The following is a 26,667-nucleotide window of genomic DNA, read 5'->3' as shown; positions in this document are numbered from 1 at the left end:
CCGGATGCGAAGCTGTGTTCCGAATATATCTTCGAACATTCGACGGTGCAAGGAACCGGATGGTGGGATTTCCGGTGCCGATTCCGCGACACACTCGAACGGATGTTTGTCGCGCGTGTGCGAGGCGGATACAGTTTCGAATGTCCGAGGACAGTCGAACACCGACCACCGACATCACGATCAGGCCGACGAGGGCCGCGACGAGAGGCGACACCGTGACGATCGACATCGACCAGGCACGCGGCACGGGCGGCCGGTCGCGTCGGCGCAAGACGCTGAGCGCCAAGCAGCTCGCGATCCTCGAGGTCATCCGCCGGTCGGTCGCCGAGCGGGGCTATCCGCCGAGCATGCGAGAGATCGGCGACGCGGTCGGGCTCTCCTCCCTCTCGAGCGTGACCCACCAGCTCAACCAGCTCGAGCTCGCGGGGTACCTTCGCCGCGACCCGAACCGCCCGCGTGCGCTCGAGGTCCTCATCGACGTGCCCGGCACCGAGCCGCGTCAGTCGGCCGCCGAGCCCGCCCCGGTCGGCGACGCCGCGATGGTGCCGCTCGTCGGCCGCATCGCCGCGGGCGTGCCGATCACGGCCGAGCAGCAGATCGAGGAGGTGTTCCCGCTCCCCCGCCAGCTCGTGGGCAAGGGCGAGCTGTTCATCCTCAAGGTCGTGGGCGACTCGATGATCGACGCGGCGATCTGCGACGGCGACTGGGTCGTCGTGCGCTCCCAGCCCACCGCCGAGAACGGCGAGATCGTCGCCGCGATGCTCGACGGCGAGGCCACCGTCAAGGTGTTCCGCCAGCGCGACGGCCACACGTGGCTGCTCCCACGGAACACGGCGTTCGAGCCGATCCTCGGTGACCAGGCCGAGGTGCTCGGCAAGGTCGTGGCGGTGCTCCGCACCGTCTGACGCGTCGGCGACGCCCGCCCGGCACGACGAGGGGCGGATGCCGCGGCCTCGCGCCGCGACATCCGCCCCTCGTGCGTTCGGTGGGTCAGCCCGCGGCGACCACCGCCGCGCCGGCACGGACGGCCTGCGTCGCCTCGACGATGTTCGCGAGCGACGCGACCGTCTCGTCGTAGCCGCGCGTCTTCAGGCCGCAGTCGGGGTTCACCCAGAGCCGTCCGGCCGGGATCGCGCCGACGGCGCGTTCGAGCAGCGACTGCACCTCCTCGACGCTCGGCACGCGCGGCGAGTGGATGTCGTACACGCCCGGGCCCACGCCGTGGTCGAAGCCGCTGGCCGACAGGTCGTCGACGACCTCCATGCGGCTGCGGGCCGCCTCGATCGAGGTGACGTCGGCGTCGAGCTCGCGGATCGCGTCGATGACGACGCCGAACTCCGAGTAGCAGAGGTGCGTGTGCACCTGCGTCGCGGGCGCGGCGCCGCCGGTCGCGAGCCGGAACGAGCCGACCGACCAGTCGAGGTAGGCGGGCTGGTCGGCGCGCTTGAGCGGCAGCAGCTCGCGCAGCGCCGGCTCGTCGACCTGGATGACGCGGATGCCGGCCTGCTCGAGGTCGCCGATCTCGTCGCGCAGCGCCAGGGCGACCTGGCGTGCGGTGTCGCCGAGCGGCTGGTCGTCGCGGACGAACGACCACGCGAGGATCGTCACCGGGCCCGTGAGCATGCCCTTGACGGGCTTCTCCGACAGCGACTGCGCGTACTGCGACCACTCCACCGTCATCGGCGCCGGACGCGAGACGTCGCCCCACAGGATCGACGGGCGCGTGCAGCGCGATCCGTACGACTGCACCCAGCCGTTCTGGGTCACGGCGAAGCCGTCGAGCAGCTCGGCGAAGTACTGCACCATGTCGTTGCGCTCCGGCTCGCCGTGCACGAGCACGTCGAGGCCGAGCTCCTCCTGCAGGCGGATGACGCGGGCGATCTCCTCGCGCATGAGCTCGCGGTAGGCGGCATCCGTCAGCTCGCCCTTGACGAGGCGGGCGCGGGCGCGGCGAATGTCGGCGGTCTGTGGGAACGAGCCGATCGTCGTGGTCGGCAGCGCGGGCAGGGCGAGGTCCTCCTGCGCGGCGACGCGCGCGTCGTAGTCGACGCGCGCGAAGGCGTCGGCGCCGAGCGCGGCGAGGCGGTCGCGCACGGCGGGCACGCGCACGCCGGGGGCGGCGGCGCGGTCGGCGAGCGAGGCGGATGCCGCGTCGAGCTCAGCCGTGATCGCCTCGCGCCCCTCGGCGAGGCCGCGAGCCAGCACCGCGACCTGCGCGACCTTCTGGTCGGCGAACGCAAGCCAGCCCACGAGGCGGGCGTCGAGCGCGGACTCGTCCTCGACGTCGTGCGGCACGTGCAGCAGCGAGGTCGAGGTGGACACCGCGACGTCGCCCGAGAACGAGCGGAGCGCCTCGGCGTGCGCGAACGCGCGCTCGAGATCGCCGCGCCAGATGTTGTGGCCGTCGATCACGCCCGCGACGAGCGTCTTCGCGGCGAGCGCCTCCTCGGTCACGCCGTCGAGCCGCTCGGGCGCGGTGCCGCGCACGAGGTCGAGCCCGAGCGCTTCGACGGGCGTCGCCGCGAGCGCGGGCAGCGCGTCGTCGAGCGAGCCGTACGGCGCGCCGACGAAGATCGCCGGGCGCGCCTCGGCGGCGCCGAGCACGTCGTAGGCCGCGCCGACCGCGTCGAGCACGCGCTCGCGCGGCTCGTCGATGCTCTCGCTGACGAGCGCCGGCTCGTCGAGCTGCACCCACTCGGCTCCGGCATCGCGGAGTGCCGCGAGCAGCTCGGCGTACACGGTCACCAGGTCGGCGAGGCGCTCGATCGGGCGGAAGCCCTCGGGCGCGTCATCCGCCGCCTTGGCCAGCAGCAGGAAGGTGACCGGCCCGACGAGCACGGGGCGCGTGACGAACCCGGCCTCGCGGGCCTCGCGCACCTGCGCGACGAGCGCGTCGGCGTGTGCGGCGAAGGCGGTGTCGGGCCCGATCTCGGGCACCAGGTAGTGGTAGTTCGAGTCGAACCACTTCGTCATCTCGAGCGGCGCGTCGGCGCCCTCGCCCCGCGCGACCGTGAAGTAGCCCGTGAGGTCGAGCCGGCCGTCGGCGTCGAGGAGTCGCTCGAAGCGCGTCGGGATCGCGCCGACCGCGACGGCGGCGTCGAGCACCTGGTCGTAGTACGAGAAGCTCTCGGGGATCGCGGAGTCGGTGCGGCCGAGGCCGAGCGCGGCGAGGCGTTCGCGCGTCGCGGCACGCAGGTCCGCGGCCGTGCGCTCGAGCTCGTCGGCGTCGATGCGTCCGGCCCAGAACGCCTCGACGGCGTGCTTGAGCTCGCGGCGGCGACCGATGCGGGGGTAGCCGAGGATGGTTCCGGCGGGGAAGGCGGGTGCGGTCATCGTTCTCTCGTGTTCCTCTCGGTGCCCGCGTGGGCGGGGATGGTGCGCAGGCCGAGCAGGTCCAGGACGGCGAGCACGGCCTCGTGGCGGTTGAAGGTGTACAGGTGGAGTCCGGGGGCGCCGCCGGCGAGCACCTCGCCGGCGAGGTCGGCGGCGAAGTCGACGCCGAGGTCGAACTGCGCGTCGGCGTCGGGCTCGATCTCGAGCGCGATCGCGAGCTCGCTCGGCGCGGGCACGCCGGTGAGCTGCTCGAGGCGTGCGAGCCGCGCGGGGGTCGTGACCGGCATGATGCCCGGCAGGATCGGGATGGTCACGCCGCCGGCCCGGGCGCGCTCGACGAAGCCGAGGTAGTCGTCGGCGTGCCAGAACAGCTGCGTGATGGCGAGGTTCGCGCCCGCGACCTCCTTGGCGAGCAGCACGTCGACGTCCTGGCCGGCGCCGCGCGAGCGCGGGTGGCCGGTCGGGAACGCGGCGACCGCGACGCGCTCGGGACGCGGTCGCTCGAGGATGCGGGTCGCGCCCGGGATGCCGGGGATGCCGACCTGTCCGTAGGGCTCGCGCTCCTCCTGGACGCGGTGGATGAGCTGGACGAGCTCGGCCGCGCTCTCGAGGTCGCCGATGCCCGCCTCGGGGCCGGCGCCGACCGGCGGGTCGCCGCGCAGGGCCAGGAAGCTCGTCACGCCCGCGTCGAGGAACTCGCGGACGAGCCGGTTCGCCTCGGCGTGGCTCGAGCCCACGCAGGTCAGGTGCGCCATCGGCTCGACATCCGTGTGCTCGAGCATGTACCGCAGCACGGTGAGCGAGCGGTCGCGCGAGGATCCGCCCGCGCCGAACGTCACCGAGATGAAGGCCGGGTCGGCCTCCGCGAGCCGGTCGATCGTGCGCCCGAGCGCGATCGCCGCCGCGTCGGTGCGCGGCGGGAACAGCTCGAACGAGATCGGCGGCCTCGGCCGAGCGCCGTCGCCGTCGCCGGCTGGCTCGCGTCCGGTCATGGTGCTCCTGGTGCGGATGCCGCGACGGACGGTGGCAGGCACGGCACTCCGCGCCCGGCCGGCCGGAACGGCGGGCGGGTCTCGCGGGCGGGTGCCGGGCTCGGCGGTCGCTCCAGGCGGGCGGCATCCGGCCGCTCGCCACGATCAGGAGCGACGATACGCCGGGGCGCCCGGAATCGTCCCCGTTGTTACGACCCGTGACTCCGGGAGGTCACGCGGCCGAGGTCAGGCGAGCGCGGTCGCGCGGAATTCGGCGAGCTGCGCCGCCTGCTCGGGCGAGGCCAGCGCGCGGATGCGCGTGCCGTCCTCGACGTAGTCGGTCGAGAGCACGCGGCCGGTCTCGTGCAGCGTCGAGACGACGTCGCCGCGGTCGTACGGCACGAGGAGGTCGACCTCGATCGCCGGGTCGGGCAGCATGCGCGAGATCGCGGCGAGCACGTCGGGCACGCCCTCGCCGGTACGCGCCGAGGCGAACACGGCGTTCGGCTCGAGCCCCTGGAGCACGAGGCGCTCCTCGGGCCCGATGAGGTCGGCCTTGTTGAAGACCACGAGTTCGGGCACGTCGCGCGCGCCGACCTCGCCGATGACGTCGCGCACGGTCGCGATCTGCGCCGCCGGGTCGGGGTGCGCGCCGTCGACGACGTGCACGATCAAGTCGGCGTCGCCCACCTCCTCGAGCGTCGACCGGAACGCCTCGACGAGCTGGTGCGGCAGGTTCCGGACGAACCCGACGGTGTCGGCGATCGTGTACACGCGACCGTCGGACGTGGTGTTGCGGCGCACGGTCGCGTCGAGCGTGGCGAAGAGCGCGTTCTCGACGAGCACGCCCGCCCCGGTGATGCGGTTGAGCAGGCTCGACTTGCCCGCGTTGGTGTAGCCCGCGATCGCGACCGAGGGCACCGCATTGCGCTTGCGGTTGGCGCGCTTGGCGTCGCGCGCGGGCTTCATGCCCGCGATCTGCTTGCGGAGCTTGGCCATGCGCGAATGGATGCGCCGGCGGTCGAGCTCGATCTTGGTCTCACCGGGACCGCGGGAGCCCATGCCCGCGCCGGCGCCGCCGACCTGGCCGCCGGCCTGGCGCGACATCGACTCGCCCCAGCCGCGCAGGCGAGGGAGGAGGTACTCGAGCTGCGCGAGCTCGACCTGCGCCTTGCCCTCTCGGCTCTTGGCGTGCTGGCTGAAGATGTCGAGGATGACGGCGGTGCGGTCGATGACCTTGACCTTCACCGCGTCCTCCAGGGCGCGTCGCTGGCTCGGCGCGAGCTCGGTGTCGGCCACGACCGTGTCGGCCCCGAGCGCCGCGACGATGTGACGCAGCTCTTCCGTCTTGCCGCGGCCGAGGTAGGTCGAGGGGTCGGGATGCGGACGGCGCTGCAGCACGCCGTCGAGCACGCGCGCACCGGCCGTCTCGGCGAGCGCCGCGAGCTCGCGCATCGAGTTCTCGGCATCCTCGAGCGAGCCCTGCGGGTACACGCCGATGAGCACGACGTTCTCGAGTCGCAGCTGCCGGTACTCGACCTCCGTGACATCCTCGAGCTCGGTCGACAGCCCGCCGACGCGTCGGAGCGCCGCGCGCGCCTCGCGGTCGTACTGCTCGCCGTCGAAGCCGCCGTCGGCATCGACCGCGAGCCCCTCGCGCTGGATCGACGCGGCCTCGGAGGCCCCGAATCGGGCGACGCCCGCGCGCACGTCCGCGCTCCGGAGCACGCGAGCAACCGCGTCGTCGTGGGTCTCGTGTTCCGCGTCGTTCATCCCGTCCAGCCTACTTCCGTTCGTGCGATAGGTTCCCCTGTATGCCGCAGGAGCACTACTTCTCGTCGAAGCCCGCCGACGACCGCGCGCTCCGCACCGTCACCGTGCGCCTCGCAGGTCGCGAGTTCGACGTGCTCACCGCGGGCGGCGTGTTCAGCCCCGGCCACGTCGACCTCGGCACGCGCGTGCTCCTCGACGAGGTGCCCGAGCCCCCGGCCGGCGGTCATCTGCTCGACCTGGGCGCCGGGTGGGGCCCCGTCGCGCTCACCCTGGGCCTCGAGGCGCCGGATGCCACGGTGTGGGCGGTCGACGTCAACGAGCGGGCGCTCGACCTCGTCGGCCGCAACGCCGCGCGCCTGGGCCTCACCAATGTCAACCCGGCTCGCCCCGATGATGTTCCCGACGACGTGCGCTTCGCCGCGATCTGGTCGAACCCGCCGATCCGCATCGGCAAGGCCGAGCTGCACGAGCTGCTGCGCCGCTGGCTGCCGCGGCTCGAGGCCGGCGCGACCGCGTGGCTCGTGGTGCAGAAGAACCTCGGCGCCGACTCGCTGCAGCGCTGGCTCGCCGACGACCTCGGCGAGGGATGGCACGTCGAGCGCGCCGCGACCTCGAAGGGGTTCCGCGTCCTCGCGGTCACGCGCGAGCGCTGACGGCGCGCGGTCGGCCGCGCCGCGGCATCCGCTCGCTCAGGCGAGGCTCAGCACCCCGTCGAACACGAGCTCGGCCGGGCCGGAGAGCAGCACGTGCTCGCCGTCGCCTTCCGCGACCATGCGCACCCCCACGATGCCGCCCGGTACGTTGACGACCCACTCGTCGGGCGCGCCCTCGCCCGCCCAGTAGCGCACCGCGAGAGCCGACGCCACCGCGCCCGTGCCGCACGAGAGGGTCTCGCCCGAGCCGCGCTCGTGCACGCGCATCCGGATCCGGCCCCGCCCGGCCTCGACGAGCGGTTCGGCCGGCACGACGAACTCGACGTTCGCACCGGCCTGGGGCTCCGGGTCGAGGATGGGCACGTACGCCAGGTCGAGGCTCTCGAGCTCGTCGTCGTCGGCGAGGGCGACGACCACGTGCGGGTTGCCGACGTCGATGCCGAGCCCGGGACGGGCCACAGGCAGGTTCTTGGCACGCACGAGGGGCTCGCCGCCATCGAGGCGCCAGACGCCGAGGTCGGCCTCGAAGCCGCCGCTGCCGAGCGCGCGCACGCGGCGCACACCCGCACGAGTGCCGATCGCGACCCAGTCGCCGTCGGCGAGGTCGACGAGGCCCTGGTCGACGAGGTAGCGCGTGAACACGCGGATGCCGTTGCCGCACATCTCCGACGGGCTGCCGTCGGCGTTCCAGTAGTCCATGAACCACGTGGCATCCGGATCCTCCGCGATCGCGGCGGCCCCGTCGACGAGCCGATCGGAGCGCACGGCGCGGATGAGGCCGTCGCCGCCGACGCCGAAGTGCCGGTCGCACACCGCGGCGATCTGCGTGGGCGTCAGCTGCACGTCTCCCTCGGGGTCGCTGAAGAGCACGAAGTCGTTGCCCGTGCCGTGGCCCTTGGTGAAGCGCAGATCGAACGCCATCCCCTCAGTCTAGGGATCGCCGGGGGCCCTCCCCGACGCGCGACGGGGTCAGCCCAGCGCGGCCTGGCGCGCGACCTCGGCCTCGACCGCCGCGCGATCATCGGCGTCGACGATCGCGGCGTCGGCGTACCGCTTGAACCAGCCCACCTGGCGCCGCGCATACGTCCGCGTGAGCGCCTGCGTCTCGGCGATCGCGTCGGCCTCGGTCATGCGGCCGTGGACCTGCGCGAGTGCCTGCGCGTAGCCGATCGCCTTGCGCGCGGTGACGCCGCGTTCGAGCCCGGCGGGGATCAGCTCGCGCACCTCCTCGACGAGGCCGTCGCGCCACATCGCCGCGGCGCGCGCGTCGAGCCGGTCGACGAGCGTCGCCCGCTCGGAGCGCAGGTGCACGATGCGGTGCGGGCGCCACGGCACGGGCACGTCGGGCAGGCGCGCGGCCTTGGGCTCCCCCGTGAGCTCGATGACCTCGAGCGCGCGCACGATGCGACGGCCGTTCTGCGGGTCGACGCTCGCGGCCGTCTCGGCGTCGAGCTCCCGCAGGCGGCGATGCAGCAGGCCCGGCCCGACCTCGTCGAGCTCGGCCTCCAGTCGCGCGCGGACGGCGGCGTCGGTGCCCGGGAAGCGCAGGTCGTGGATGACGCTCGAGACGTAGAGCCCCGAGCCGCCGGTGAGCAGCGCGACGCCACCCTGCGCGAGGATCTCGTCCACGGCCCTCCGCGCCTCGGACTGGTACGCCGCGACGGACGCCTCGTCGGTGACGTCGAGCACGTCGAGCAGCCGGTGCGGCACGCCCTCGCGCTCCGCGGGTGCGAGCTTGGCCGTGCCGATGTCCATGCCGCGGTAGAGCTGCATGGCGTCGGCGTTGACCACCTCGGCGGGTCGCCCGGCCTCGGCGATCGCGTGCGCGAGGTCGAGCGCGAAGCGCGACTTGCCCGTGCCGGTCGCACCGACGATCGCGATGAGCGTCACGTCAGCGCTGGCCGTCGCTCGGGTCGTAGATCGGCATGGTGCCGACGCCCGGCGCGGTGAGGGGCTCGGGGCCGACTCGGAGCGTCGGCAGCCCGAGCGACACGCGACCCGGCGCGGATGCCGCGGCGCCGGGCGATGCGGGCACGCCGCAGCTCTCGGCCTGCGCGCGGTCCCACGCGTCGCCCGCGCGCGTGCGACGGATGCGCAGTGGCGTGCCGTCGAGGGAGTCGGCGAGCAGGTGGAACGGGGCCGCCTGCGTGATCGTGACCGACACCACGTCGCCGGGCCGGGGCAGCTCCGAACCCTCGGGCACCTCGAAGTGCACGAGGCGGCTGTCCTCGGCGCGACCGCTCAGCCGGTGCGTCTCGGCGTCCTTCTTGCCCTCCCCCGTGGAGACCAGCACCTCGACCGGACGGCCGACGAGCGCCTGGTTCTCCTCCCACGAGATGCGCTCCTGCAGGGCGATGAGACGGTCGTAGCGGTCCTGCACGACCTCCTTCGGCACCTGCTCCTCCATCGTCGCGGCGGGGGTGCCGGGGCGGATGGAGTACTGGAACGTGAACGCGGAGGCGAAGCGCGCGGCCTCCACGACGCGCAGGGTCGCCTGGAAGTCCTCCTCGGTCTCGCCGGGGAAGCCGACGATGATGTCGGTCGAGATCGCCGCGTGCGGGATGCGTGCACGCACCCGGTCGAGGATGCCGAGGAACTTCTCGGAGCGATACGAGCGGCGCATCGCCTTCAGGATGCGGTCGGAGCCGGACTGGAGCGGCATGTGCAGCTGCGGCATGACGTTCGGCGTCTCGGCCATGGCGTCGATGACGTCGTCGGTGAAGGCCGCGGGGTGCGGGCTCGTGAAGCGGATGCGCTCGAGGCCCTCGATCCGCCCGGCGGCGCGCAGGAGCTTGCCGAACGCCTGCCGGTCGCCGAACTCGACGCCGTAGGAGTTGACGTTCTGGCCGAGGAGCGTGACCTCGACCGCGCCGTCGTCGACGAGCGCCTGGATCTCGGCGAGGATCTCGCCCGGCCGGCGGTCCTTCTCCTTCCCGCGCAGCGCGGGCACGATGCAGAACGTGCACGTGTTGTTGCAGCCGACCGAGATCGACACCCACCCGGAGTAGGTCGAGTCGCGCTTGGTGGGCAGCGTCGAGGGGAACACCTCGAGCGCGTCGAGGATCTCGAGCTGCGCCTCGTCGTTGTGGCGCGCGCGCTCGAGCAGGCTCGGCAGCGATCCCATGTTGTGCGTGCCGAAGACGACGTCGACCCAGGGCGCCTTCTCGAGGATGACGTTCTTGTCCTTCTGGGCGAGGCAGCCGCCGACGGCGATCTGCATGCCCGCGTGCCGGCGCTTGACGCCGGCGAGGTGGCCGAGGTTGCCGTAGAGCTTGTTGTCGGCGTTCTCGCGCACCGCGCACGTGTTGATCACGACGACGTCGGGCTCACCGCCGTTCGCGGGGACGTACCCGGCGGCCTCGAGCGAGCCGCTCAGGCGCTCGGAGTCGTGCACGTTCATCTGGCAGCCGAAGGTGCGGACCTCGTAGGTCCTCGGCGCGGCCGGCTCGGCGGCGGCGCCGGGCACGGACGACGCCTCGTGGATGATGGTCATGATCGGACCAGTCTACGATCCGCGAGCCGAGGCTCGGCCTCGTCAGCCCGTGGGCTCGCCCTCGAGCGCGGCCGCGACCGCGCGGCGCACCAGGTCGCTGCCGTACCCGCGACGCAGCAGGAACGCGCTGAGGCGCCGCTCGGCCGTCATGCGGTCGAGTCCGGCGAGCTGCCGGGCGCGCCGGACCGCCACCTGGGTGGCGTGCTCGAGTTCGACCTCGGGGTCGAGCGCGTCGAGCGCCTCGCGCGCCAGCTCGGTGTCGACGCCGCGGCGACCGAGTTCGCTCAGCAGTGCGCCGCTGCCACGACCCCGCCGCACGCCGTGACTGTGCACGAGCTGTTCGGCGAGCCGCCGGTCGTCGAGGTAGCCGAGCCGCTCGTACCGCTCGATCCATTCCTCGACCTCGTGATCGTCGAGGCCGTGCTCGACGAGCGCCGCGCGCACCTCGGCGATCGAGAGCGAGGAGCGCCGGAGCCGCGAGACGATCAGCCGGTCGATGCGCGCATCGCGCTCGACGCCCGTCTCGACCGGCTCGGCCGACGCGAGGCCGCCGGGCTGGGCCTCGCCCTCCGCGTCGGACTCGCCGACCACGGCGAGCCGAGTGGGGGGCGGTCCGCCGAGCCCACGACCGGCCGGGTGCCGGCTCGCACGGCGCGCGGGAGCGGTGCCGCCGCGCTCGGATTCCTCCGACGACGGCACCACCCACGGCAGGTAGGCGACGGGCGCGATGCGCTCATCCGACTGTTCGCTCATCGTGCCCCCGCCCGGCTCAGGCGCCCTTGCGCTTCGCGGCGAGCGACTCGACCGGCGCCACGCCGGGTGCACCCGCCTGCGCGGCCGCGCCCGTCGGCTGCCCGATGCCGAGCTTGGCGAGGATCTTCTTCTCGATGTCGGCCGCGATGTCGGGGTTCTGGAGTAGGAAGTTGCGCGCGTTCTCCTTGCCCTGGCCGAGCTGGTCGCCGTCGTAGGTGTACCAGGCGCCCGATTTCTTCACGATGCCCTGGTCGACGCCGTAGTCGATGAGGCTGCCCTCGCGCGAGATGCCGACGCCGAACAGGATGTCGAACTCGGCCTGCTTGAACGGCGGCGCCATCTTGTTCTTGACGACCTTGACGCGCGTGCGGTTGCCGACCGCCTCGGTGCCGTCCTTCAGGGTCTCGATGCGACGGATGTCGAGGCGGACCGAGGCGTAGAACTTCAGTGCCTTGCCACCCGCGGTGGTCTCGGGGCTGCCGAAGAACACGCCGATCTTCTCGCGGAGCTGGTTGATGAAGATCGCGGTGGTCTTGGTCTGGTTCAGGCCACCCGTGAGCTTGCGGAGCGCCTGCGACATGAGGCGCGCCTGGAGGCCGACGTGCGAGTCGCCCATCTCGCCCTCGATCTCGGCGCGGGGCACGAGCGCCGCGACCGAGTCGATGACGACCAGGTCGATCGAGCCCGAGCGCACGAGCATGTCGGCGATCTCGAGTGCCTGCTCACCGGTGTCGGGCTGGGAGACGAGCAGCGCGTCGATGTCGACGCCGAGCTTCTTGGCGTAGTCGGGGTCGAGCGCGTGCTCGGCGTCGATGAACGCCGCGATGCCGCCCGCGCGCTGCACGTTGGCGATCGCGTGGAGGGTCAGCGTGGTCTTGCCCGAGGACTCGGGGCCGTAGATCTCGACGATCCGGCCGCGGGGCAGGCCGCCGACGCCGAGCGCCACGTCGAGCGCGATGGAGCCGGTGGGGATGATCTCGACCGGCGCGCGCTCCTCGCTGCCGAGGCGCATCACCGAGCCCTTGCCGAACTGGCGGTCGATCTGGGCGAGTGCGGTCTCGAGGGCCTTCTCGCGGTCTGCGGGTGATGGCATCGGTGCTCCTTCGTGGTGGGGTTCGGCTGCCTCTCGGCTGTCGTTCCGCGTACCCGGCCATGACCCGGCACGTCTCGCGACAAGGCGGTTGCGGTGTGTTCCGACGCTCCGACCGTATGGGCGGCCACCGACATCCGCGGCGTGTGAGCCGACGAATGTGGATGGATGCGACATCCCTCCCGTTGTCGAGGAGCCTACTCCGCGAACCGAACGGATGTTCGACACGCGCCGCGGCGTGTCGAACGCGTCTTCGGACCCCCGACCGGGGTCAGCGGTCGCCGCGCGGCTCGCGCAGCCCGGCCCCGTGCCGGCGCGACTCCGGCACGTCGGTCGCCTCGCACAGCGCCAGCCAGACCGATCGCGGCGGCACCCCTGCGGCGAGCGCCTGGCGCGCGGTGCGCCCCTCGAGCGCGCCGAGCACGAGATCGTCGACGACGATGCTCGCGTACCCCGGGCCGAACTCCTCCTCGACCGCCAGTTCGAACTCGCTGCGCTTCACGTGCACCTCCGGACATGCGAACGGCCGGTCCGAGGACCGGCCGGACGCTGCGACGTGTGGGTCAGCGGACCATGATGTCCGCGTCGAACTCCGCGACGAGGTCGTCGGGCAGGCTGTCGGGCACCGACGGCGCGGAGAGCCCCTCGAGGACCGCGATGCGGTCGCCGACCTCGTGCATGATCACCGAGATGGGCGTGTCGAGGGCTTCGGCCACCGAGGCGAGGATCTCGCTCGAGGCCTCCTTCTGACCGCGCTCCACCTCGCTGAGGTAGCCCAGCGCGACGCTGGCCTTGCTCGCGACCTGGCGGAGGGTCCGGCCCTTCTGCAGGCGGAAGTCCCTCAGCACGTCGCCGATCTCCTGTCGAACCAGAACCATCGGAACCTCCCTCTCTCTGCCGGCGACCCACCCACCGGGGGGCCGGTGCGGGGAGGTCAGTCTAGCGCCTCGTCCCGTACCCCGAGCCTAGCCGTGGTCACTGGAGTTTTCTTGTGAACCCGACACCTGTAACAGGGTGTTCACGTGCACTATTCCCGGCGTCGCGGCGGCGTTCCGGCGGGCTCGGCAGCGGCCTGTTCGTCGGCGTCGAGCGCGGCGATCGCACCGGTCGGGACCAGCGTCGGCGAGGCCTCGAGCCGGGCCTTCCGGCGCTTGAGCCACACGCCCGTCAGCACGATGACCGCGAGCGTGACGTACGCGGCGATCGCGAACGGGCTGTGCACGAGGTAGGCCGGGTCGCCCTGGCTGATCGCCATCGACTTGCGCAACTGCTCCTCGGCCATGGGCCCGAGGATGCCGCCGACCACCATGGGGGCGACCGGATACCCGTACCGCCGCATCAGGAAGCCCGTGATGCCGACCACCAGCAGCGTCAGCGTGTCGAACACGTTGAAGTGCAGGGCGTAGGCCCCGAGGCCCGCGAACGCGAGGATGCCCGCGTAGAGGTACGGCCGCGGGATCCGCAGCACCTTCACCCACATGCCCACGAGCGGCAGGTTCAGCACGAGCAGCAGCACGTTGCCGATGTAGAGGCTCGCGATGAGCGCCCACACGAGCCCCGACTGGGTCTCGAACAGCAGCGGGCCGGGCCGGATGCCGTAGGACTGGAACGCGGAGATGATGATCGCCGCGGTCGCCGTGGTCGGCAGTCCGAGCGTGAGGAGTGGCACGAGCACGCCCGCCGCGGCGGCGTTGTTGGCCGCCTCCGGCCCCGCGACGCCCTCGATCGCGCCGCGGCCGAACTGCGCGCGCGCCGCACCCCTGGCCAGGCGACGCTCGGTCGCGTACGAGAGGAACGTCGCGACATCCGCACCGCCCGCCGGGATGGTGCCGATCGGGAAGCCGATCGCCGTGCCGCGCAGCCACGGCTTCCACGAGCGCCGCAGGTCGTCGCGCGTGAACCAGCCGCGCCAGCCGCGGGCGACGGGGATGACGCGCACCGGGCCATGCCTGAGCCGCGAAGCGACGTACAGCGTCTCGCCGAGCGCGAAGAGGCCGACCGCGATGAGCACGACGTCGATGCCGTCGGCGAGGCTCGGCACGCCGAACGTGTACCGCTGCTGGCCCGAGAGCACCTCCGTGCCGACGAGGCCGAGCAGGAGGCCGAGGCCGAGCGAGACGAGGCCGCGCGGCACGCTCGACCCGAGCAGCGCGCCGACCGTGAGGAACGCCACCACGATGAGCGCGAAGTAGTCGGCGGGTCCGAGCTGCACCGCGAGCTTCGCGATGCCGGGCGCGAGGAAGGTGAGCAGCACCGTCGCGACCGTGCCGGCGACGAAGGACCCGATGGCCGCGGTCGCGAGCGCCGCGGCGCCGCGTCCGGCCTTCGCCATCCGGTTGCCCTCGAGCGCGGTGACGATCGAGGAGGACTCTCCGGGCGTGTTGAGCAGGATCGAGGTCGTCGACCCGCCGTACATGCCGCCGTAGTAGATGCCGGCGAAGAGGATGAGCGCGCCGGTCGGGTCGAGCGTGTACGTCAGGGGCAGCAGCAGGGCCACGGTCATCGCGGGCCCGATGCCCGGCAGCACGCCGACGGCGGTGCCGATGAAGACGCCGAAGAGGGCGTAGAGCAGGTACTGGGGCTGCAGCGCGGTCGCGAAGCCGTCGAGCAGGGCGGTGAGGCTATCCATGGAAGATCGGGATCCAGTCCAGGAGCGGTCCGGCCGGGAGCGAGAGCCCCAGCCAGGAGCCGAAGACGAGTTGGGTGACGAGCCCGAGGGCGAGCCCGATGGCGATCGCGGCCCACCAGCGCCGGGCGCCGAGCGCGACCGCGGCACCGCCGAAGAGCACCGCGACCGCGACCGGCCATCCGGCCCACTCGATGAGCACGAGCTGCGACAGGAAGATCGCGACGAGCTTGCCGACGGTGAGCCAGTCGGTCGGCGCGTCGGGGTCGACGTCCTCCCCGTCGTCGGGCACGCCGCGTCGGCCGCGTGCGATCTGGACGATGACGGCGACGGAGGCCGCGACGAGCAGCACGCCCACCGCGTACGGGAACACTCGGGGCCCGAGCACGCTCGCCGAACCGGGCGGCACTCGGATGAAGCCGGCGCCCACGATGGCGTACACGCCGAGCGCTGCGCACACGGCCGCGAACGCGAACTCGCCGACCGGGGCGCGGCCGGCGGCGCGGCCCCGGCCCGAGGCGGGGGTTCCCCCCGACGCCGCAGCGTCGAGGGGAACCGGGGTCGACTCGGTCACGGCGCGACCAGGCCGATCGACTGCAGGGTCTGCGTCACCTCGGCGATGTTCGCGTCGAGGAAGCCGGAGAACTCCTCGCCCGTGACGAACGCGTCGGCCCAGCCCTTCTCCTCGAGGGTCGCGGCCCACGCGTCGGAATCGTGCAGGTCGGTCACGAGCGCGGTGAGCGCCTGCGCGTCGGCCTCGTCGAGGTCGCCCGGCGCGAGCAGCCCGCGCCAGTTCGTGAGGGTGACGTCGTACCCCTCCTCGACCAGCGTGGGCGTGTCGGGCAGCAGCTCGACGGGCTCGGGCGACGAGACGGCGAGTGCGCGCAGCTCGCCCGCCGCGATCTGCTCGGCGAACTCGCCGACGCCCGAGATACCGGCCTGCACGGTGTTGCCGAGCAGCATGGTCACGGCCTCGCCGCCGCCCGAGTTGGGGATGTAGTTGAGAGTCGATGGGATGTCGGCCGGATCGACGCCCGCCTCGGTGAGCAGCATGCCCGCGAGGATGTGGTCGGCGCCGCCCGCCGAGCCGCCCGTCACCGAGATCGCCGCGCCGTCCTCCACGATGGCGTCCACGAGGTCCTCGGTGGTCTCGTACGGCGACGAGGCCGGCACCACCAGCACGAGCGCCTCCTCGGTGAGCTTGGCGATCGGGGTCATGTCCTCGATGCGGACGGGCGAGGCGTTGGTCTCGACGGCGCCCACCATGACCAGGCCCGTGACCATGAGGGTCGCCGGATCCTTCTCGTTCGCGAGTGCGGCCAGGCCCACCGTGCCGCCCGCGCCGCCGATGTTCTCGACCGGCGCGGAGCCCACGAGCTCCTCGTCGGTCAGCACCTGCGAGATCGCGCGAGCGGTCTGGTCCCAGCCGCCGCCCGGGTCGGCTGGCGCGATGAGGCTGACGGCGTCGAGGGATGCCGCGGCATCGGCCTCGTCATCGCCGCTCGCACCGGCGGGTGCGCTGCATCCGGCGAGCCCGACGAGGGCCGTGACGCCGAGGCCCGCGAATGCGGCGCGCACGACGGCCCGGCGAAACGGTCGAGGGGTGGCCGAGGGGGTCGGCCGGCTGTGTGATCGCAATGCTCCTCCTTGAGTGCCCGGCATCCTCGCCGGGCCGACGATCGTCGGTGCCGATGACGCTAGGTCGCCCTCGCACGGCGTCGGAACGTTGCGGTCGCAAGGGTCGTACTGGTCGTATCGGTCGATTCGGTCGTAATGGTCACGGCGGTCGGGCGATCGCGCCGCCGTGCGTGCGGCACACTGGTCGGGTGAGCCGGTCGAGGATGACGCTGGGCATGCAGTTGCTGCTGCTGCAGGTCGCGATCGTGCTCACGACCGTCGTGGGCACGGGGGTGACCGCGATGCTGATCCAGGAGCGCCAGCTGCGCGAGGGCTACCAGGACCGCATGATCGCGGTCGCGCAGTCGGTCGCCGGCCTGCCGGTCATCCTCGACGCGTTCGACGACCCGGATCCCGCCGAGACCATCCAGCCCGTCGCCGAGGTGATCAGGCACGCGTCCGACGTCACGTACGTCGTGGTCGCGAACGACGAGGGCATCCGCTACTCGCACCCCAATCCCGACCGCATCGGCGAGCGGGTCTCGACCGACCCCGCCATCCCGCTCTCGGGCGAGATCTACGTCGGCACGCAGACCGGCACGCTCGGCGAGTCGTGGCGGGTCAAGGTGCCGATCTTCGACGCCGCCGGCGACGTGATGGGACAGGTCTCGGTGGGCATCCTCGAGTCCCAGTTGCGCGCCGACTTCCTCGGCGGGCTCGGCGGCCTGCTCGCCGCGCTCGCGGTCGCGGCGCTCGTGGGCGTCGTGGGCTCCGCGTGGATCGGACGCGTCATCCGACGTCGCATCTACGGCCTCGAGCCCGACGAGATCCGCGCGATGCTCGAGACCCGCGAGGCGATGCTGCACGGCATCCGCGAGGGCATCGTCGCGGTCGACGAGCGCGGCCGCCTCGTGCTCATGAACGACGCCGCCGCCCGGCTGCTGGAGGTCGAGGACCCCGACGCCGCGATCGGCCGCGCCGTCGAGGACGTGCTCGACCCCGAGCTCGCCCGGTTCATCGCCTCGGGCGAGGATCGCGAGACCTCGGTGCTCTCGGGCGAGCGCGTGCTGCTCGTGCACGGCGACCGCGTGCGCGTCGAGGGCCGCGAGATCGGCTCCATCGCGATCCTCCGCGACCGCACCGAGCTCGAGACGACCCTGCGCGAGCTCGAGGGCGCCCAGAGCCTCGCCGAGGGGCTCCGAGCGCAGTCGCACGAGTTCTCCAACAAGCTCCACGTCGTCAGCGGCCTGCTCGAACTCGGCCACGTCGACGCGGCCATCGCGTTCATCCAGCGCGTCGGCAGCGGCGGCGCCCTCTCGGCGCTCGAGGAGCACGACGGCATCGCCGACGTCGAGACGGCGGCGCTCGTCCTCGCCAAGCGCTCGCGCGCCCAGGAACTCGGGGTGACGTTCGAGCTCGACGCCGACTCGCACCTCGAGACCGCGGCCGACGTGCGCGAGCGCACCGACCTCGTGACCGTCATCGGCAACCTGCTCGACAACGCGATCGAGGCGTGCGTGCTCGGCGGGCACGTCACGCTGTCGGTGCGCGATGACCTCCGGCCAGGCTCGGTGGTCGTGCGCGTCGACGACGACGGGCCGGGCGTCCCGCCCGATCGCCGTGCGGCGATCTTCGAGCCCGACGTCAGCGGCAAGTCGCCGGCTCCGGGCAAGGCCCGCCGCGGCATCGGCCTGACCCTCGTGCACCGGGTCGCGGCCCGGCTCGGGGGCGAGGTGCGCGTCGAGGAGTCGCCCGCCGGCGGCGCCCGGTTCGTGGCCCGCCTGCCCTGGCGCGGCGCCGCAGCGCCGCTCGCTGATTCCCGGTCGCGCCCCGAGTCCGCCGTCGGCGGAGCGCGCCGATGAACGACATCCGCGTCGTCATCGTCGACGACGACTTCGCGGTGGCCCAGGTGAACCGCGCCTTCGTCGACGCGCAACCCGGCTTCACCGTCGTCGCCGAGGCGCACACGGGCGAGGCCGCGCTCGCCGCCGTCGGCCGGCATCGGCCGCACCTCGTGCTGCTCGACGTCTACCTGCCCGATCTCGGCGGACTCGACGTGCTCCGCCGGCTCCGCGCGGCCGGCGACGACGTCGAGGTGATCGCGGTCACCGCGGCGCGCGACCTCGAGACGGTGCGCCGGGCCCGCCTGCTGGGGGTCCGGCACTACCTCGTCAAGCCGTTCTCGGGCACGAGCCTCGTCGAACGGCTCGACGAGGTGCGCCGCGGGATCGTCGCGGACCGCTCGGCGCCGTCGGCGGCGCTCGACCAGCACGGCATCGACCGGGTGCTCGGCACGGCCACGGCGACGGCGCGCCGCGTGGCGCTGCCCAAGGGCCTCTCCCCCGCGAGCCTCGAGCGCGTCGCGGCGGGGCTCGCGGCGTGCCCTGCGGATGCCTCGGCCACCGAGATCGCCGAGGCCCTCGGGATGTCGCGCGTCAGCGCCCGGCGCTACCTCGAGCACCTCGTGGCCAGCGGCGCGGCCGAGGTCGCGCCGCGCTACGGCAGCGCCGGCCGTCCGGAGCACCGGTACCGGATGCCGCGGGGCGGACGGGCCTAGCCGCGCTCGCCCGCGCCCGCGCCCTCGCGCAGCCGCTCGAGCGCCGCGTCGACGGCCGCGCGCACGGTCGCGCGGCGGATCTCGTCGCGGTCGCCGCCGAGCCGCAGCTCGATCGCCTCGGAGCCGGCCGCGTCGGCGACCCCGACGTAGACGGTGCCGACCGGTCGGCCGTCCTGCGGATCGGGACCGGCGACGCCCGTCGTCGCCACGCCCAGGTCGGCCGGGCGGCCGCCGACCGCGAGCGCGCGCCGCGCACCGTCGGCCATGCGGCGGGCGACCTCGGGGTGCACCGCCCCCTCGGCGGCGAGCAGGTCGCCGGGCACGCCGAGCATCGCCTGCTTGACGCGCGTGTCGTAGGCGACGATGCCGCCGCTCACGGCGAGCGAGGCCCCGGGGATGCGCGTCAGCTCGGCCGCGACGAGGCCACCGGTGAGCGACTCGGCGACCGCGATCCGCATCCCGCGACGGGTCAGTTCGGCGATGAGTTCGGCGGTCGCGTCGGCGCTCGGTGCGCCCGGAGCGGCCGGGGCGGATTCGGCCGGGGCGTCGCCCCGCGCCATCCGCTCGTCGCTCACGCGGCCTCGCCGCGGTGCTCGCGGGCGAGGCGGAACGCGTCGCGCACATACAGCAGCCCCGACCAGACCGTGAGCACGAGGGCGGCGATCATGAAGGCCCAGTTCACCCAGATGATCCAGTCGCCGACGAGGGTCCAGAGCGGTGCGAGGAACAGCGAGATCGCGATCGCCTGCGTGAGCGTCTTGAGCTTGCCGCCGGAGGACGCCGGAACGACCGTGCCCCGGCCGAGCTCGACGAAGCGCCACACGGTGATGCCGACCTCGCGCACCACGATGACGATCGTGATCCACCACGGCAGCTCGCCGAGGATCGACAGGCACACGAGCGCGCCGCTCGTCAGCAGCTTGTCGGCGATCGGGTCGAGGATCTTGCCGAGGTCGGTCACGAGGCCGCGCGAGCGTGCGAGCCATCCGTCGACCCAGTCGGTCGAGATCGCGACGATGAAGATCACCGCCGCCCACCAGCGCATCGGCCCGTCCTGGCCCGCATCGGCGAGCAGGAGCCAGAAGAACACCGGAGCCATCACGATCCGCACGACCGTGATCGCGTTCGGCAGGTTCCAGTTGTTCGCCGAGCGGGTCCGGCCCGCGGGAGAGGTCATGCGCTCAGCCTAGCCGCGGGCACCTCGCGACCACGGCCCATGGTCCCGTGGTCGACCGGGCTCAGTCGCGACCCGTCAGGCCCCAGGCGTCCTCGTCGGAGTCGGCGTCGACCTCCTCGAGGCCCTCGGGGATCCGCCCGACCGGGTCGTCGTAGCGGTCGTCGACGTCGGCGGGTGCGGCGGGTGCGGCGGGTGCGGCGGGCGCCGGTGCCGGGGCGGGCGCCGCGGCGGGGGCGGGCTGAGCCGGCGGTGCGGATGCCGCGGGCGCGGCCGGGGCCGCCGGCTCCTCGCCGCGGAGCTTCGCGAGCACGCCCGGCAGCTGTTCGGGCGTGACGAGCACGTCGCGCGCCTTCGAGCCCTCGGACGGGCCCACGATCTCGCGGGACTCGAGCAGGTCCATGAGCCGGCCGGCCTTCGCGAAGCCCACGCGGAGCTTCCGCTGCAGCATCGAGGTCGAGCCGAACTGCGTCGAGACCACGAGCTCGGCCGCCGCGAGCAGCAACTCGAGGTCGTCGCCGATGTCGGAGTCGATCTCCTTCTTCTCGACCGCGGCCGCGACGTCGTTGCGGTACTCGGGCCGCGCCTGGCGCGTCACGTGCGTGACGACCCGCTCGATCTCGGCCTCGGTCACCCACGCGCCCTGCACCCGGATGGGCTTCGAGGCGCCCATCGGCAGGAACAGCGCGTCGCCCTGGCCGATCAGCTTGTCGGCTCCGGGCTGGTCGAGGATGACGCGCGAGTCGGTCACGCTCGTCACCGCGAACGCGAGCCGGCTCGGCACGTTCGCCTTGATGAGGCCCGTGACGACGTCGACCGAGGGGCGCTGCGTCGCGAGGACCAGGTGGATGCCCGACGCGCGCGCAAGCTGCGTGATGCGCACGATCGAGTCCTCGACGTCGCGCGGGGCGACCATCATGAGGTCGGCGAGCTCGTCGACCACGACCAGCAGGTACGGGTACGGCTTGAGCTTGCGCTCCGAGCCGGCCGGCAGGATGATCTCGTTGTTCACGACGGCCTTGTTGAAGTCGTCGATGTGACGGAAGCCGAACGACGCGAGGTCGTCGTAGCGCATGTCCATCTCCTTCACGACCCACTGCAGCGCCTCGGCGGCCTTCTTGGGGTTCGTGATGATGGGCGTGATGAGGTGCGGAACACCGGCGTACGGCGCGAGCTCGACGCGCTTCGGGTCGACCAGCACCATCCGCACCTCGCTCGGCTTCGCGCGCATGAGCAGGCTCGTGATCATCGAGTTGACGAAGCTCGACTTGCCCGAACCGGTCGATCCAGCGACGAGCAGGTGCGGCATCTTCGCGAGGTTCGCGACGACGTACCCGCCGCCGACGTCCTTGCCGACGCCGATCGTCATGGGGTGCTTGGCGTTCACCGCGGCGCCCGAGCGCAGCACGTCGCCGAGCGTCACCGTCTCGCGGTCGGCGTTCGGGATCTCCACGCCGATCGCGCTCTTGCCCGGGATCGGCGAGAGAATGCGCACCTCGTTCGACGCGACGGCGTAGGCGAGGTTCTTGGACAGCGCGGTCACCCGCTCGACCTTCACGCCGGGGCCGAGCTCGATCTCGTACTGCGTGACCGTCGGCCCGCGCGAGAAGCCCGTGACCTTCGCGTCGACGCCGAACTGCTCGAGCACGCCCGTGATCTGCCGCACGACCTCGTCGTTGACCGCCGAACGGGTCTTGCCCGGTGCCCCGGCGGCGAGGGTCGACGATGCGGGCAGGTGGTACGGACGGTCGGGTTCGGGGGCGGCGGCCTCGTCGGCGGAGGCCACGGGGGCGCCGGCTCCCGCGTCGCTGGCGCCGGCGGGCGCACCGCCGACGCCGAGCACGGACGTCGCGCCGGGGTCGTCGCCCTGGAGCCCGGTCCCGCCGTGCGGGACCTCGCCCGTGAACCGCTGCAGCGCCGACTCGGCCCGCTCGAGCTCGTCGATCACGCCGGCCCCGTACGCGTCGGCGGGTCGGACGCCCTCGAGCGGCGTCTCGAAGCTGCCCGCAGCCGAGCCCGGGCCGAACACCTCGGTCAGGCCCTCGGCGCCGGCCGCGGCGAACTCCGGGTCCTCCTCGCGGTTCGACGCGTTGCGCCGCCACCAGGGCAGCAGCCCGCCCGGCGTCTCGTCGTCGCCGTCGATCCCGTCGAGCTCGACCTGCTCGGCGCGCTCGCGACGCGAGCGGCGCTTGGGCTTCTCCTCGGGGGCGGCGGCCGTGTCGTCGGCCGAGTCGGGCGCGCCGAACAGCCACGCGTAGAGGTCGCGGAAGCGCTGCGGGATCCGGTTGGGCGGGGTCTTGGTGAGGATGAGCAGCGAGAGCAGGGCGAGCAGCACGAGCACGACGGCCGCGCCGACGTCGGTGAGCAGCAGGATCAGGGGCTGCGCGAGCATCCAGCCGAGGATGCCGCCCGCGCGCGCGAGCACCGCCATCCCCTCGCTCGGGCTCGGCTGCCCGCCGAACAGGTGGCACAGCGCCGAGACGGTGATCAGCAGCATCCCGAGCCCGATGCCGATTCGCGTGTTGTCGTGCACCGAGCTCGGATGCCGGAACAGCCAGACGGCGAACATGAGCATCACCACGGGCAGCGCGAACGCGACGCGCCCGAAGAGGCCGCCGAACGTGTAGGCGTCGAGCATCTGCGCGACCGGGTCGTTGATGAGGAACCACTCGACCACGGCGCCCGCGACCGCGAGCAGCACGAGGAAGAACGGCAGCCCGTCACGACGCTCCTCCTTCGCGAGCGTCTCGGGGCCGAGGGCGCGCGCGGCGCCGCCGGTCAGGTGCGCGAGGCCCATCCAGGCCCGCACGAGGAGGCCGGGCCCGTCCTTCGCGGCGGCAGCGGCCTTCGGCGTGCGCGTGCTCGCGCGCTGCGCCGGCAGCTTCTTGGTGGGCGCGGTGCGCGTCGACGAGCCGCGCCCGGACGCGCCCGAGGCACGACCGTTCGACCTGGTGCTCGTAGCCATGAGGTCAACGTTACGGCCCGCCGCCGACCGCGGCCGGGAAGTCCCGCGAGTGTCGGCGGGACGGGCGCTCAGCGCAGCACGCGCACCATGGTGTCGCGGTCGGCGGTCGACGCGACCACGGAGAACCCCTCGGAGCGGTACAGCTCGTGCGCGAAGTTGCCGTGCTCGACCGACAGTGCGAGCCGTGCGAACCCCTCGACGCGAGCGCGGTCGGCGAGCGCGCGCAGCAGCGCACGGCCCACGCCCTGCGCCCGCCACAGGGGGCGCACGCCGATGATGAGCTCGGGCACGCCCGCGGCCACGAATCCCAGCGACGGCCGGTCCGCACCGAACAGGCGGTACCACGCGGCGCCGACCGGCCGGGCGTCGCCGTCGAGCGCGACCACGCCGCGGTCGGCGGGGCGCTGCCATCCGGCGACGTACGCGCCGTGCCGCGCATCGGCGAGCACCGACGGGCGCGGACGCGTCGCGCCGACCCGCCAGTTCGCGGCCTCGACGACCATGTCGGCGAGGAACGCGCCGTCGGCCGGTCCCGCGGGTCGGATGGTGAAGTCCGCCATGCGCGGAGGTTACGCACCGCCTGTTACGGCGGTGTTACGGACGGGCGGATGGCGCGGCATCCGCTCGCACCCGAGCGGCCGCGCGGCCGGGCGGCGGCGGCCGGGCGGCGGCGGCCGCGCGCCGCTACGCCTCGATGACCAGCGGCACCAGCATCGGCCGCCGGCGCAGCCGCCGGTTCACCCAGCTGCCGAGCGTGCGGCGCACGGTCTGCGAGAGCGCGTGCGGGTCGCGCACGCCGTGATGCGCGGCATCGGCCAGCGCCGCGATGATCTTGGGCTTCACGTCCTCGAACACCGCGTCGTCCTCCGCGAAACCGCGCGCGTGGATCTCCGGTCCGACGATCACGCGCCCGGTCGACGCGTCGACGACCACGATGACCGAGATGAAGCCCTCCTCGCCGAGGATGCGGCGGTCCTTCAGGTCGGCGTCCGTGATCTCGCCCACGGTCGAGCCGTCGACGTACACGAAGCCCAGGTCGAGCTGGCCGACGATGTCGGCGCGGCCGTCCTTCAGGTCGAGCACGGTGCCGTTCTCGGCGAGGAACGTGCGCTCGGCGGGGATGCCCGTGTCCTGTGCGAGGCGCGCGTTCGCCACCAGGTGGCGGTACTCGCCGTGCACCGGCAGCACGTTCCTCGGCTGCAGGATGTTGTAGCAGTAGAGCAGCTCGCCCGCAGCCGCGTGGCCCGAGACGTGCACCTTCGCGTTGCCCTTGTGCACCACGTTCGCGCCGAGCTTCGTCAGCCCGTCGATGACCCGGTACACCGCGTTCTCGTTGCCCGGGATCAGGCTCGACGCCAGGATGACGGTGTCGCCCTCGCCGATCTCGATCTGGTGGTCGCGGTTGGCCATGCGACTGAGCACCGCCATCGGCTCGCCCTGCGAGCCCGTCGACATGTAGACGATGCGATCGTCGGGGATGTCGCCGGCCTTCTTGAAGTCGACCAGCACGCCCGGCGGCACGTCGAGGTAGCCGAGGTCCGCGGCGATGGTCATGTTGCGCACCATCGAGCGCCCGAGCAGTGCGACGCGGCGCCCGTTGGCGTGCGCGGCGTGCAGCACCTGCTGCACGCGGTGCACATGGCTCGAGAAGCTCGCGACGATCACGCGCCGCGGCGAGCGCGCGATGACCTCGTCGAGCACGGGCCCGATCGAACGCTCGAGCGGCGTGAACCCCGGGACATCCGCGTTGGTGGAGTCGACGAGGAACAGGTCGACGCCCTCCCGGCCGAGCCGCGCGAACTCGCGGAGGTCCGTGAGGCGCCCGTCGAGCGGGAGCTGGTCCATCTTGAAGTCGCCCGTGGCCAGCACCGTGCCCGCGCTCGTGCGGATCGCGACCGCGAGCGCATCGGGGATCGAGTGGTTCACGGCCACGAACTCGAGGTCGAACGGCCCGAGCCGCTCGGTCTGCCCCTCCTTCACGGTGAGGCTGTACGGCTGGATGCGGTGCTCCTTGAGCTTCGCCTCGACCAGCGCGAGCGTGAGCTGCGAGCCGACCAGCGGGATGTCGGCGCGGAGCTTCAGGAGATACGGCACGGCGCCGATGTGGTCCTCGTGGCCGTGCGTGAGCACGACCGCGACGATGTCGTCGAGCCGGTCCCGCAGGAAGCCGAAGTCGGGCAGGATCAGGTCGACGCCGGGCTGGTGCTCCTCGGGGAACAGCACGCCGCAGTCGACGATCAGCAGCTTGCCGTCGATCTCGAAGCTCGTCATGTTGCGGCCGACCTCGCCGAGGCCGCCGATGGGGATGACCCGGAGCGTGCCGGCTTCCAGCGGCGCGGGGTCGATGACTTCGTCGGGCATGCGCCCTCCTCACGTTCGGTGTTCAGTTCGGTGCGACCCTCGGGGCCGCGGTTGTCTGTGGGGCGGACGCCGGCGCGCGGAGGCGCGACGCGCCATCCGCTCAGCGGGTGGTGCCGGCCACCTTCGGCAGCGCGCCGCCCGCGGCCGCGTTGCGGTCGGGACGGAAGTTGTGGAAGTCCACGCCGGGGACGCCCTGCACGAGGTCGATCTCGTCCTCGATGAGCGCGGCCTCCCACTCCTCGGGACCGACGAGCGGCAGGCGCACGCGCGGGCTGCCGATGCGGCCGAGGCCGTGCAGGATGTACTTCGCCGCGACCGTGCCCGGCACGTGCGTCATGACCGCGCGCACGAGCGGCTCGAGCCGCCGGTGCTCGGCCGTCGCCGCCGCCAGGTCGCCGCGGTTCACGGCGTCGACCATCGTGCGGTAGGGCGCCGGCGCGATGTTCGCCGTGACGCCGATCAGGCCGGTCGCGCCGATCGAGAGGTGCGGCAGCACGTTCGCGTCGTCGCCCGAGAAGTACATGAGGTCGGTCTGGTTGAGCACCCGGCTGACCTCGCTGAAGTCGCCCTTGGCGTCCTTGATGGCGAGGATGTTGGGGTGCTTGGCGAGGCGCAGGATGGTCTCGTACTTGATGGGCACGCCCGTGCGACCGGGGATGTCGTAGAGGATCACGGGGAGGTCCGTGGCATCCGCCACCAGCCGGAAGTGCGTGAGGATGCCCGCCTGCGTGGGCTTGTTGTAGTACGGCGTGACGATCATGATGCCGTCGGCGCCGACCTGCTCGCTGTGCTTGTAGAGCTCGATGGCGTGCGCGGTCTCGTTGGAGCCGCCGCCCGTGATGATCTTCGCGCGGCCGGCCGCGACATCCTTGCCGACCTCGACGAGCCTGATCTTCTCGGGGTCGGTGAGCGTGCTCGTCTCGCCCGTGGTGCCCGTGACCACGATCCCGTCGGCACCCGCGTCGATGACGTCGTCGATGTGCTTCTCGACCCCGGGCCAATCGACCTCGCCGTCCGCCGTCATGGGCGTGACGAGCGCGACCAGCACCTGTCCGAAGGGGTTCTCTGCACTCACGCCCTACAGGCTATCGGCTCCGGCCGCGACGGGCCGATTCGGATGTCGCCCGCCCGCGGCGCCGGCGCACGTGCTCCGGTGGTCCCGGCGATGGTCCGCTTCCGCGGAGATACGATCCGCCACGCCGTCCGATTCCTCGACGGATCGGCGTGGCGGATCGTATATCCGCAGTTCTGTACTGCGGTGCAACGCACCGATCGACTTCCGGCTGGGGCACGGCCGAGAT

The 26,667-nt window shown here is 72.9% G+C and carries 23 protein-coding genes; 4 read left to right on the top strand and 19 right to left on the bottom strand.

From position 1 onward, the window contains the following. Nucleotides 1-227: 227 nt before the first annotated feature. Nucleotides 228-905, top strand: coding sequence for a transcriptional repressor LexA (gene lexA, locus JOD46_RS09770; RefSeq protein ID WP_307835105.1), 678 nt, complete (start codon nucleotides 228-230; stop codon nucleotides 903-905). An 85-nt stretch (nucleotides 906-990) separates the two neighbouring features. On the opposite strand, the gene metE is transcribed toward lexA, so the two are convergent. The 3 genes from metE to hflX all read right to left on the bottom strand — a co-directional run bounded on the left by metE (nucleotide 991) and on the right by hflX (nucleotide 6,077). Beyond that, complete coding sequence (gene metE, locus JOD46_RS09765) at nucleotides 991-3,333, bottom strand: 5-methyltetrahydropteroyltriglutamate--homocysteine S-methyltransferase (RefSeq protein ID WP_204393790.1); 2,343 nt, start codon at nucleotides 3,331-3,333, stop codon at nucleotides 991-993. Beyond that, complete coding sequence (locus JOD46_RS09760; RefSeq protein ID WP_204393788.1) at nucleotides 3,330-4,325, bottom strand: methylenetetrahydrofolate reductase; 996 nt, start codon at nucleotides 4,323-4,325, stop codon at nucleotides 3,330-3,332. Before JOD46_RS09760 ends, metE begins: the two co-directional genes overlap by 4 nt. A gap of 225 nt (nucleotides 4,326-4,550) precedes the next feature. After that, the gene (gene hflX, locus JOD46_RS09755; RefSeq protein WP_204393786.1) at nucleotides 4,551-6,077 is read right to left on the bottom strand and encodes a GTPase HflX; all 1,527 of its coding nucleotides are present in this window, start codon (nucleotides 6,075-6,077) and stop codon (nucleotides 4,551-4,553) included. Nucleotides 6,078-6,118: 41 nt separating this feature from the next. Between hflX and JOD46_RS09750 the strand changes: the two genes are divergently transcribed. Continuing rightward, a complete protein-coding gene (locus JOD46_RS09750) occupies nucleotides 6,119-6,730 on the top strand; it encodes a class I SAM-dependent methyltransferase (RefSeq protein WP_204393784.1) in 612 nt (203 codons plus the stop codon). Nucleotides 6,731-6,766: 36 nt separating this feature from the next. Here the strand turns inward: JOD46_RS09750 and dapF are convergent, their stop codons facing one another. The 10 genes from dapF to JOD46_RS09700 form a co-directional block, all read right to left on the bottom strand. After that, nucleotides 6,767-7,651, bottom strand: a complete 885-nt coding sequence (gene dapF / locus JOD46_RS09745; RefSeq protein ID WP_204393782.1) for a diaminopimelate epimerase — start codon at nucleotides 7,649-7,651, stop codon at nucleotides 6,767-6,769. Between the two features lie 48 nt (nucleotides 7,652-7,699). After that, on the bottom strand, nucleotides 7,700-8,620 hold the full coding sequence (miaA, locus tag JOD46_RS09740; protein WP_204393780.1) for a tRNA (adenosine(37)-N6)-dimethylallyltransferase MiaA: 921 nt from the start codon (nucleotides 8,618-8,620) through the stop codon (nucleotides 7,700-7,702). Between the two features lies 1 nt (nucleotide 8,621). Further along, complete coding sequence (gene miaB, locus JOD46_RS09735; RefSeq protein ID WP_204393778.1) at nucleotides 8,622-10,223, bottom strand: tRNA (N6-isopentenyl adenosine(37)-C2)-methylthiotransferase MiaB; 1,602 nt, start codon at nucleotides 10,221-10,223, stop codon at nucleotides 8,622-8,624. 42 nt (nucleotides 10,224-10,265) lie between these two features. Next, on the bottom strand, nucleotides 10,266-10,976 hold the full coding sequence (locus JOD46_RS09730) for a regulatory protein RecX (protein ID WP_204393776.1): 711 nt from the start codon (nucleotides 10,974-10,976) through the stop codon (nucleotides 10,266-10,268). A gap of 16 nt (nucleotides 10,977-10,992) precedes the next feature. Further along, complete coding sequence (gene recA, locus JOD46_RS09725) at nucleotides 10,993-12,069, bottom strand: recombinase RecA (RefSeq protein WP_204393774.1); 1,077 nt, start codon at nucleotides 12,067-12,069, stop codon at nucleotides 10,993-10,995. Between the two features lie 268 nt (nucleotides 12,070-12,337). Next, complete coding sequence (locus JOD46_RS09720; protein ID WP_204393772.1) at nucleotides 12,338-12,568, bottom strand: DUF3046 domain-containing protein; 231 nt, start codon at nucleotides 12,566-12,568, stop codon at nucleotides 12,338-12,340. Between the two features lie 61 nt (nucleotides 12,569-12,629). Further along, on the bottom strand, nucleotides 12,630-12,944 hold the full coding sequence (locus tag JOD46_RS09715; protein ID WP_204393770.1) for a helix-turn-helix domain-containing protein: 315 nt from the start codon (nucleotides 12,942-12,944) through the stop codon (nucleotides 12,630-12,632). 149 nt (nucleotides 12,945-13,093) lie between these two features. Beyond that, nucleotides 13,094-14,695 (bottom strand): tripartite tricarboxylate transporter permease, encoded by a 1,602-nt coding sequence (locus tag JOD46_RS09710; protein ID WP_204393768.1) that lies wholly within the window; start codon nucleotides 14,693-14,695, stop codon nucleotides 13,094-13,096. Continuing rightward, nucleotides 14,688-15,266, bottom strand: coding sequence for a tripartite tricarboxylate transporter TctB family protein (locus tag JOD46_RS09705; RefSeq protein ID WP_204393766.1), 579 nt, complete (start codon nucleotides 15,264-15,266; stop codon nucleotides 14,688-14,690). Before JOD46_RS09705 ends, JOD46_RS09710 begins: the two co-directional genes overlap by 8 nt. Then, nucleotides 15,263-16,270, bottom strand: coding sequence for a Bug family tripartite tricarboxylate transporter substrate binding protein (locus JOD46_RS09700; RefSeq protein ID WP_307834987.1), 1,008 nt, complete (start codon nucleotides 16,268-16,270; stop codon nucleotides 15,263-15,265). The genes JOD46_RS09705 and JOD46_RS09700 overlap by 4 nt, the downstream gene beginning before the upstream one ends. 248 nt (nucleotides 16,271-16,518) lie before the next feature. On the opposite strand from JOD46_RS09700, the gene JOD46_RS09695 reads away from it, so the two are divergent. Continuing rightward, nucleotides 16,519-18,171: an ATP-binding protein gene (locus JOD46_RS09695; protein ID WP_307834986.1), complete on the top strand. Its 1,653-nt coding sequence runs from the start codon at nucleotides 16,519-16,521 to the stop codon at nucleotides 18,169-18,171. Continuing rightward, nucleotides 18,168-18,866, top strand: a complete 699-nt coding sequence (locus JOD46_RS09690) for a response regulator (RefSeq protein ID WP_204393763.1) — start codon at nucleotides 18,168-18,170, stop codon at nucleotides 18,864-18,866. Before JOD46_RS09695 ends, JOD46_RS09690 begins: the two co-directional genes overlap by 4 nt. Here the strand turns inward: JOD46_RS09690 and JOD46_RS09685 are convergent. The 6 genes from JOD46_RS09685 to dapA form a co-directional block, all read right to left on the bottom strand. After that, nucleotides 18,863-19,426: a CinA family protein gene (locus JOD46_RS09685; RefSeq protein ID WP_204396483.1), complete on the bottom strand. Its 564-nt coding sequence runs from the start codon at nucleotides 19,424-19,426 to the stop codon at nucleotides 18,863-18,865. The two genes, JOD46_RS09690 and JOD46_RS09685, sit on opposite strands and share 4 nt — an antisense overlap. Before the next feature lie 11 nt (nucleotides 19,427-19,437). Further along, nucleotides 19,438-20,043 carry a CDP-diacylglycerol--glycerol-3-phosphate 3-phosphatidyltransferase gene (gene pgsA, locus JOD46_RS09680; RefSeq protein ID WP_204393761.1) on the bottom strand — a complete coding sequence of 202 codons (606 nt, stop codon included), beginning with the start codon at nucleotides 20,041-20,043 and terminating at the stop codon, nucleotides 19,438-19,440. Nucleotides 20,044-20,104: 61 nt separating this feature from the next. Continuing rightward, nucleotides 20,105-23,005: an FtsK/SpoIIIE family DNA translocase gene (locus tag JOD46_RS09675; RefSeq protein WP_204393759.1), complete on the bottom strand. Its 2,901-nt coding sequence runs from the start codon at nucleotides 23,003-23,005 to the stop codon at nucleotides 20,105-20,107. Nucleotides 23,006-23,073: 68 nt separating this feature from the next. Beyond that, nucleotides 23,074-23,565 (bottom strand): GNAT family N-acetyltransferase, encoded by a 492-nt coding sequence (locus JOD46_RS09670; RefSeq protein WP_204393757.1) that lies wholly within the window; start codon nucleotides 23,563-23,565, stop codon nucleotides 23,074-23,076. Between the two features lie 124 nt (nucleotides 23,566-23,689). Further along, entirely contained in the window at nucleotides 23,690-25,366 is a 1,677-nt protein-coding gene (locus JOD46_RS09665) for a ribonuclease J (RefSeq protein ID WP_204393755.1), read from the bottom strand. A 100-nt stretch (nucleotides 25,367-25,466) separates the two neighbouring features. Then, nucleotides 25,467-26,441: a 4-hydroxy-tetrahydrodipicolinate synthase gene (gene dapA, locus JOD46_RS09660; protein ID WP_204393753.1), complete on the bottom strand. Its 975-nt coding sequence runs from the start codon at nucleotides 26,439-26,441 to the stop codon at nucleotides 25,467-25,469. Nucleotides 26,442-26,667 lie beyond the last annotated feature (226 nt).

It is taken from the genome of Agromyces aurantiacus, assembly GCF_016907355.1.
In the GTDB taxonomy this organism is placed as follows: Bacteria; Actinomycetota; Actinomycetes; order Actinomycetales; family Microbacteriaceae; genus Agromyces; species Agromyces aurantiacus.
Note: the sequence above shows the minus strand (reverse complement) of the source record. Positions and strands in the feature narration are given on the sequence as shown.

Excerpts from the sequence above, each read along its gene's own strand:
- dapF (WP_204393782.1), bottom strand. The coding sequence starts at position 7,651 with ATGGCGTTCGATCTGCGCTTCACCAAGGGCCACGGCACGGGCAACGAC.
- metE (WP_204393790.1), bottom strand. The coding sequence starts at position 3,333 with ATGACCGCACCCGCCTTCCCCGCCGGAACCATCCTCGGCTACCCCCGC.
- pgsA (WP_204393761.1), bottom strand. The coding sequence starts at position 20,043 with ATGACCTCTCCCGCGGGCCGGACCCGCTCGGCGAACAACTGGAACCTG.
- JOD46_RS09750 (WP_204393784.1), top strand. The coding sequence starts at position 6,119 with ATGCCGCAGGAGCACTACTTCTCGTCGAAGCCCGCCGACGACCGCGCG.
- JOD46_RS09690 (WP_204393763.1), top strand. The coding sequence starts at position 18,168 with ATGAACGACATCCGCGTCGTCATCGTCGACGACGACTTCGCGGTGGCC.
- JOD46_RS09760 (WP_204393788.1), bottom strand. The coding sequence starts at position 4,325 with ATGACCGGACGCGAGCCAGCCGGCGACGGCGACGGCGCTCGGCCGAGG.
- JOD46_RS09685 (WP_204396483.1), bottom strand. The coding sequence starts at position 19,426 with ATGGCGCGGGGCGACGCCCCGGCCGAATCCGCCCCGGCCGCTCCGGGC.
- recA (WP_204393774.1), bottom strand. The coding sequence starts at position 12,069 with ATGCCATCACCCGCAGACCGCGAGAAGGCCCTCGAGACCGCACTCGCC.
- JOD46_RS09715 (WP_204393770.1), bottom strand. The coding sequence starts at position 12,944 with ATGGTTCTGGTTCGACAGGAGATCGGCGACGTGCTGAGGGACTTCCGC.
- JOD46_RS09710 (WP_204393768.1), bottom strand. The coding sequence starts at position 14,695 with ATGGATAGCCTCACCGCCCTGCTCGACGGCTTCGCGACCGCGCTGCAG.
- JOD46_RS09675 (WP_204393759.1), bottom strand. The coding sequence starts at position 23,005 with ATGGCTACGAGCACCAGGTCGAACGGTCGTGCCTCGGGCGCGTCCGGG.
- JOD46_RS09730 (WP_204393776.1), bottom strand. The coding sequence starts at position 10,976 with ATGAGCGAACAGTCGGATGAGCGCATCGCGCCCGTCGCCTACCTGCCG.
- JOD46_RS09670 (WP_204393757.1), bottom strand. The coding sequence starts at position 23,565 with ATGGCGGACTTCACCATCCGACCCGCGGGACCGGCCGACGGCGCGTTC.
- miaB (WP_204393778.1), bottom strand. The coding sequence starts at position 10,223 with ATGACCATCATCCACGAGGCGTCGTCCGTGCCCGGCGCCGCCGCCGAG.
- hflX (WP_204393786.1), bottom strand. The coding sequence starts at position 6,077 with ATGAACGACGCGGAACACGAGACCCACGACGACGCGGTTGCTCGCGTG.
- JOD46_RS09665 (WP_204393755.1), bottom strand. The coding sequence starts at position 25,366 with ATGCCCGACGAAGTCATCGACCCCGCGCCGCTGGAAGCCGGCACGCTC.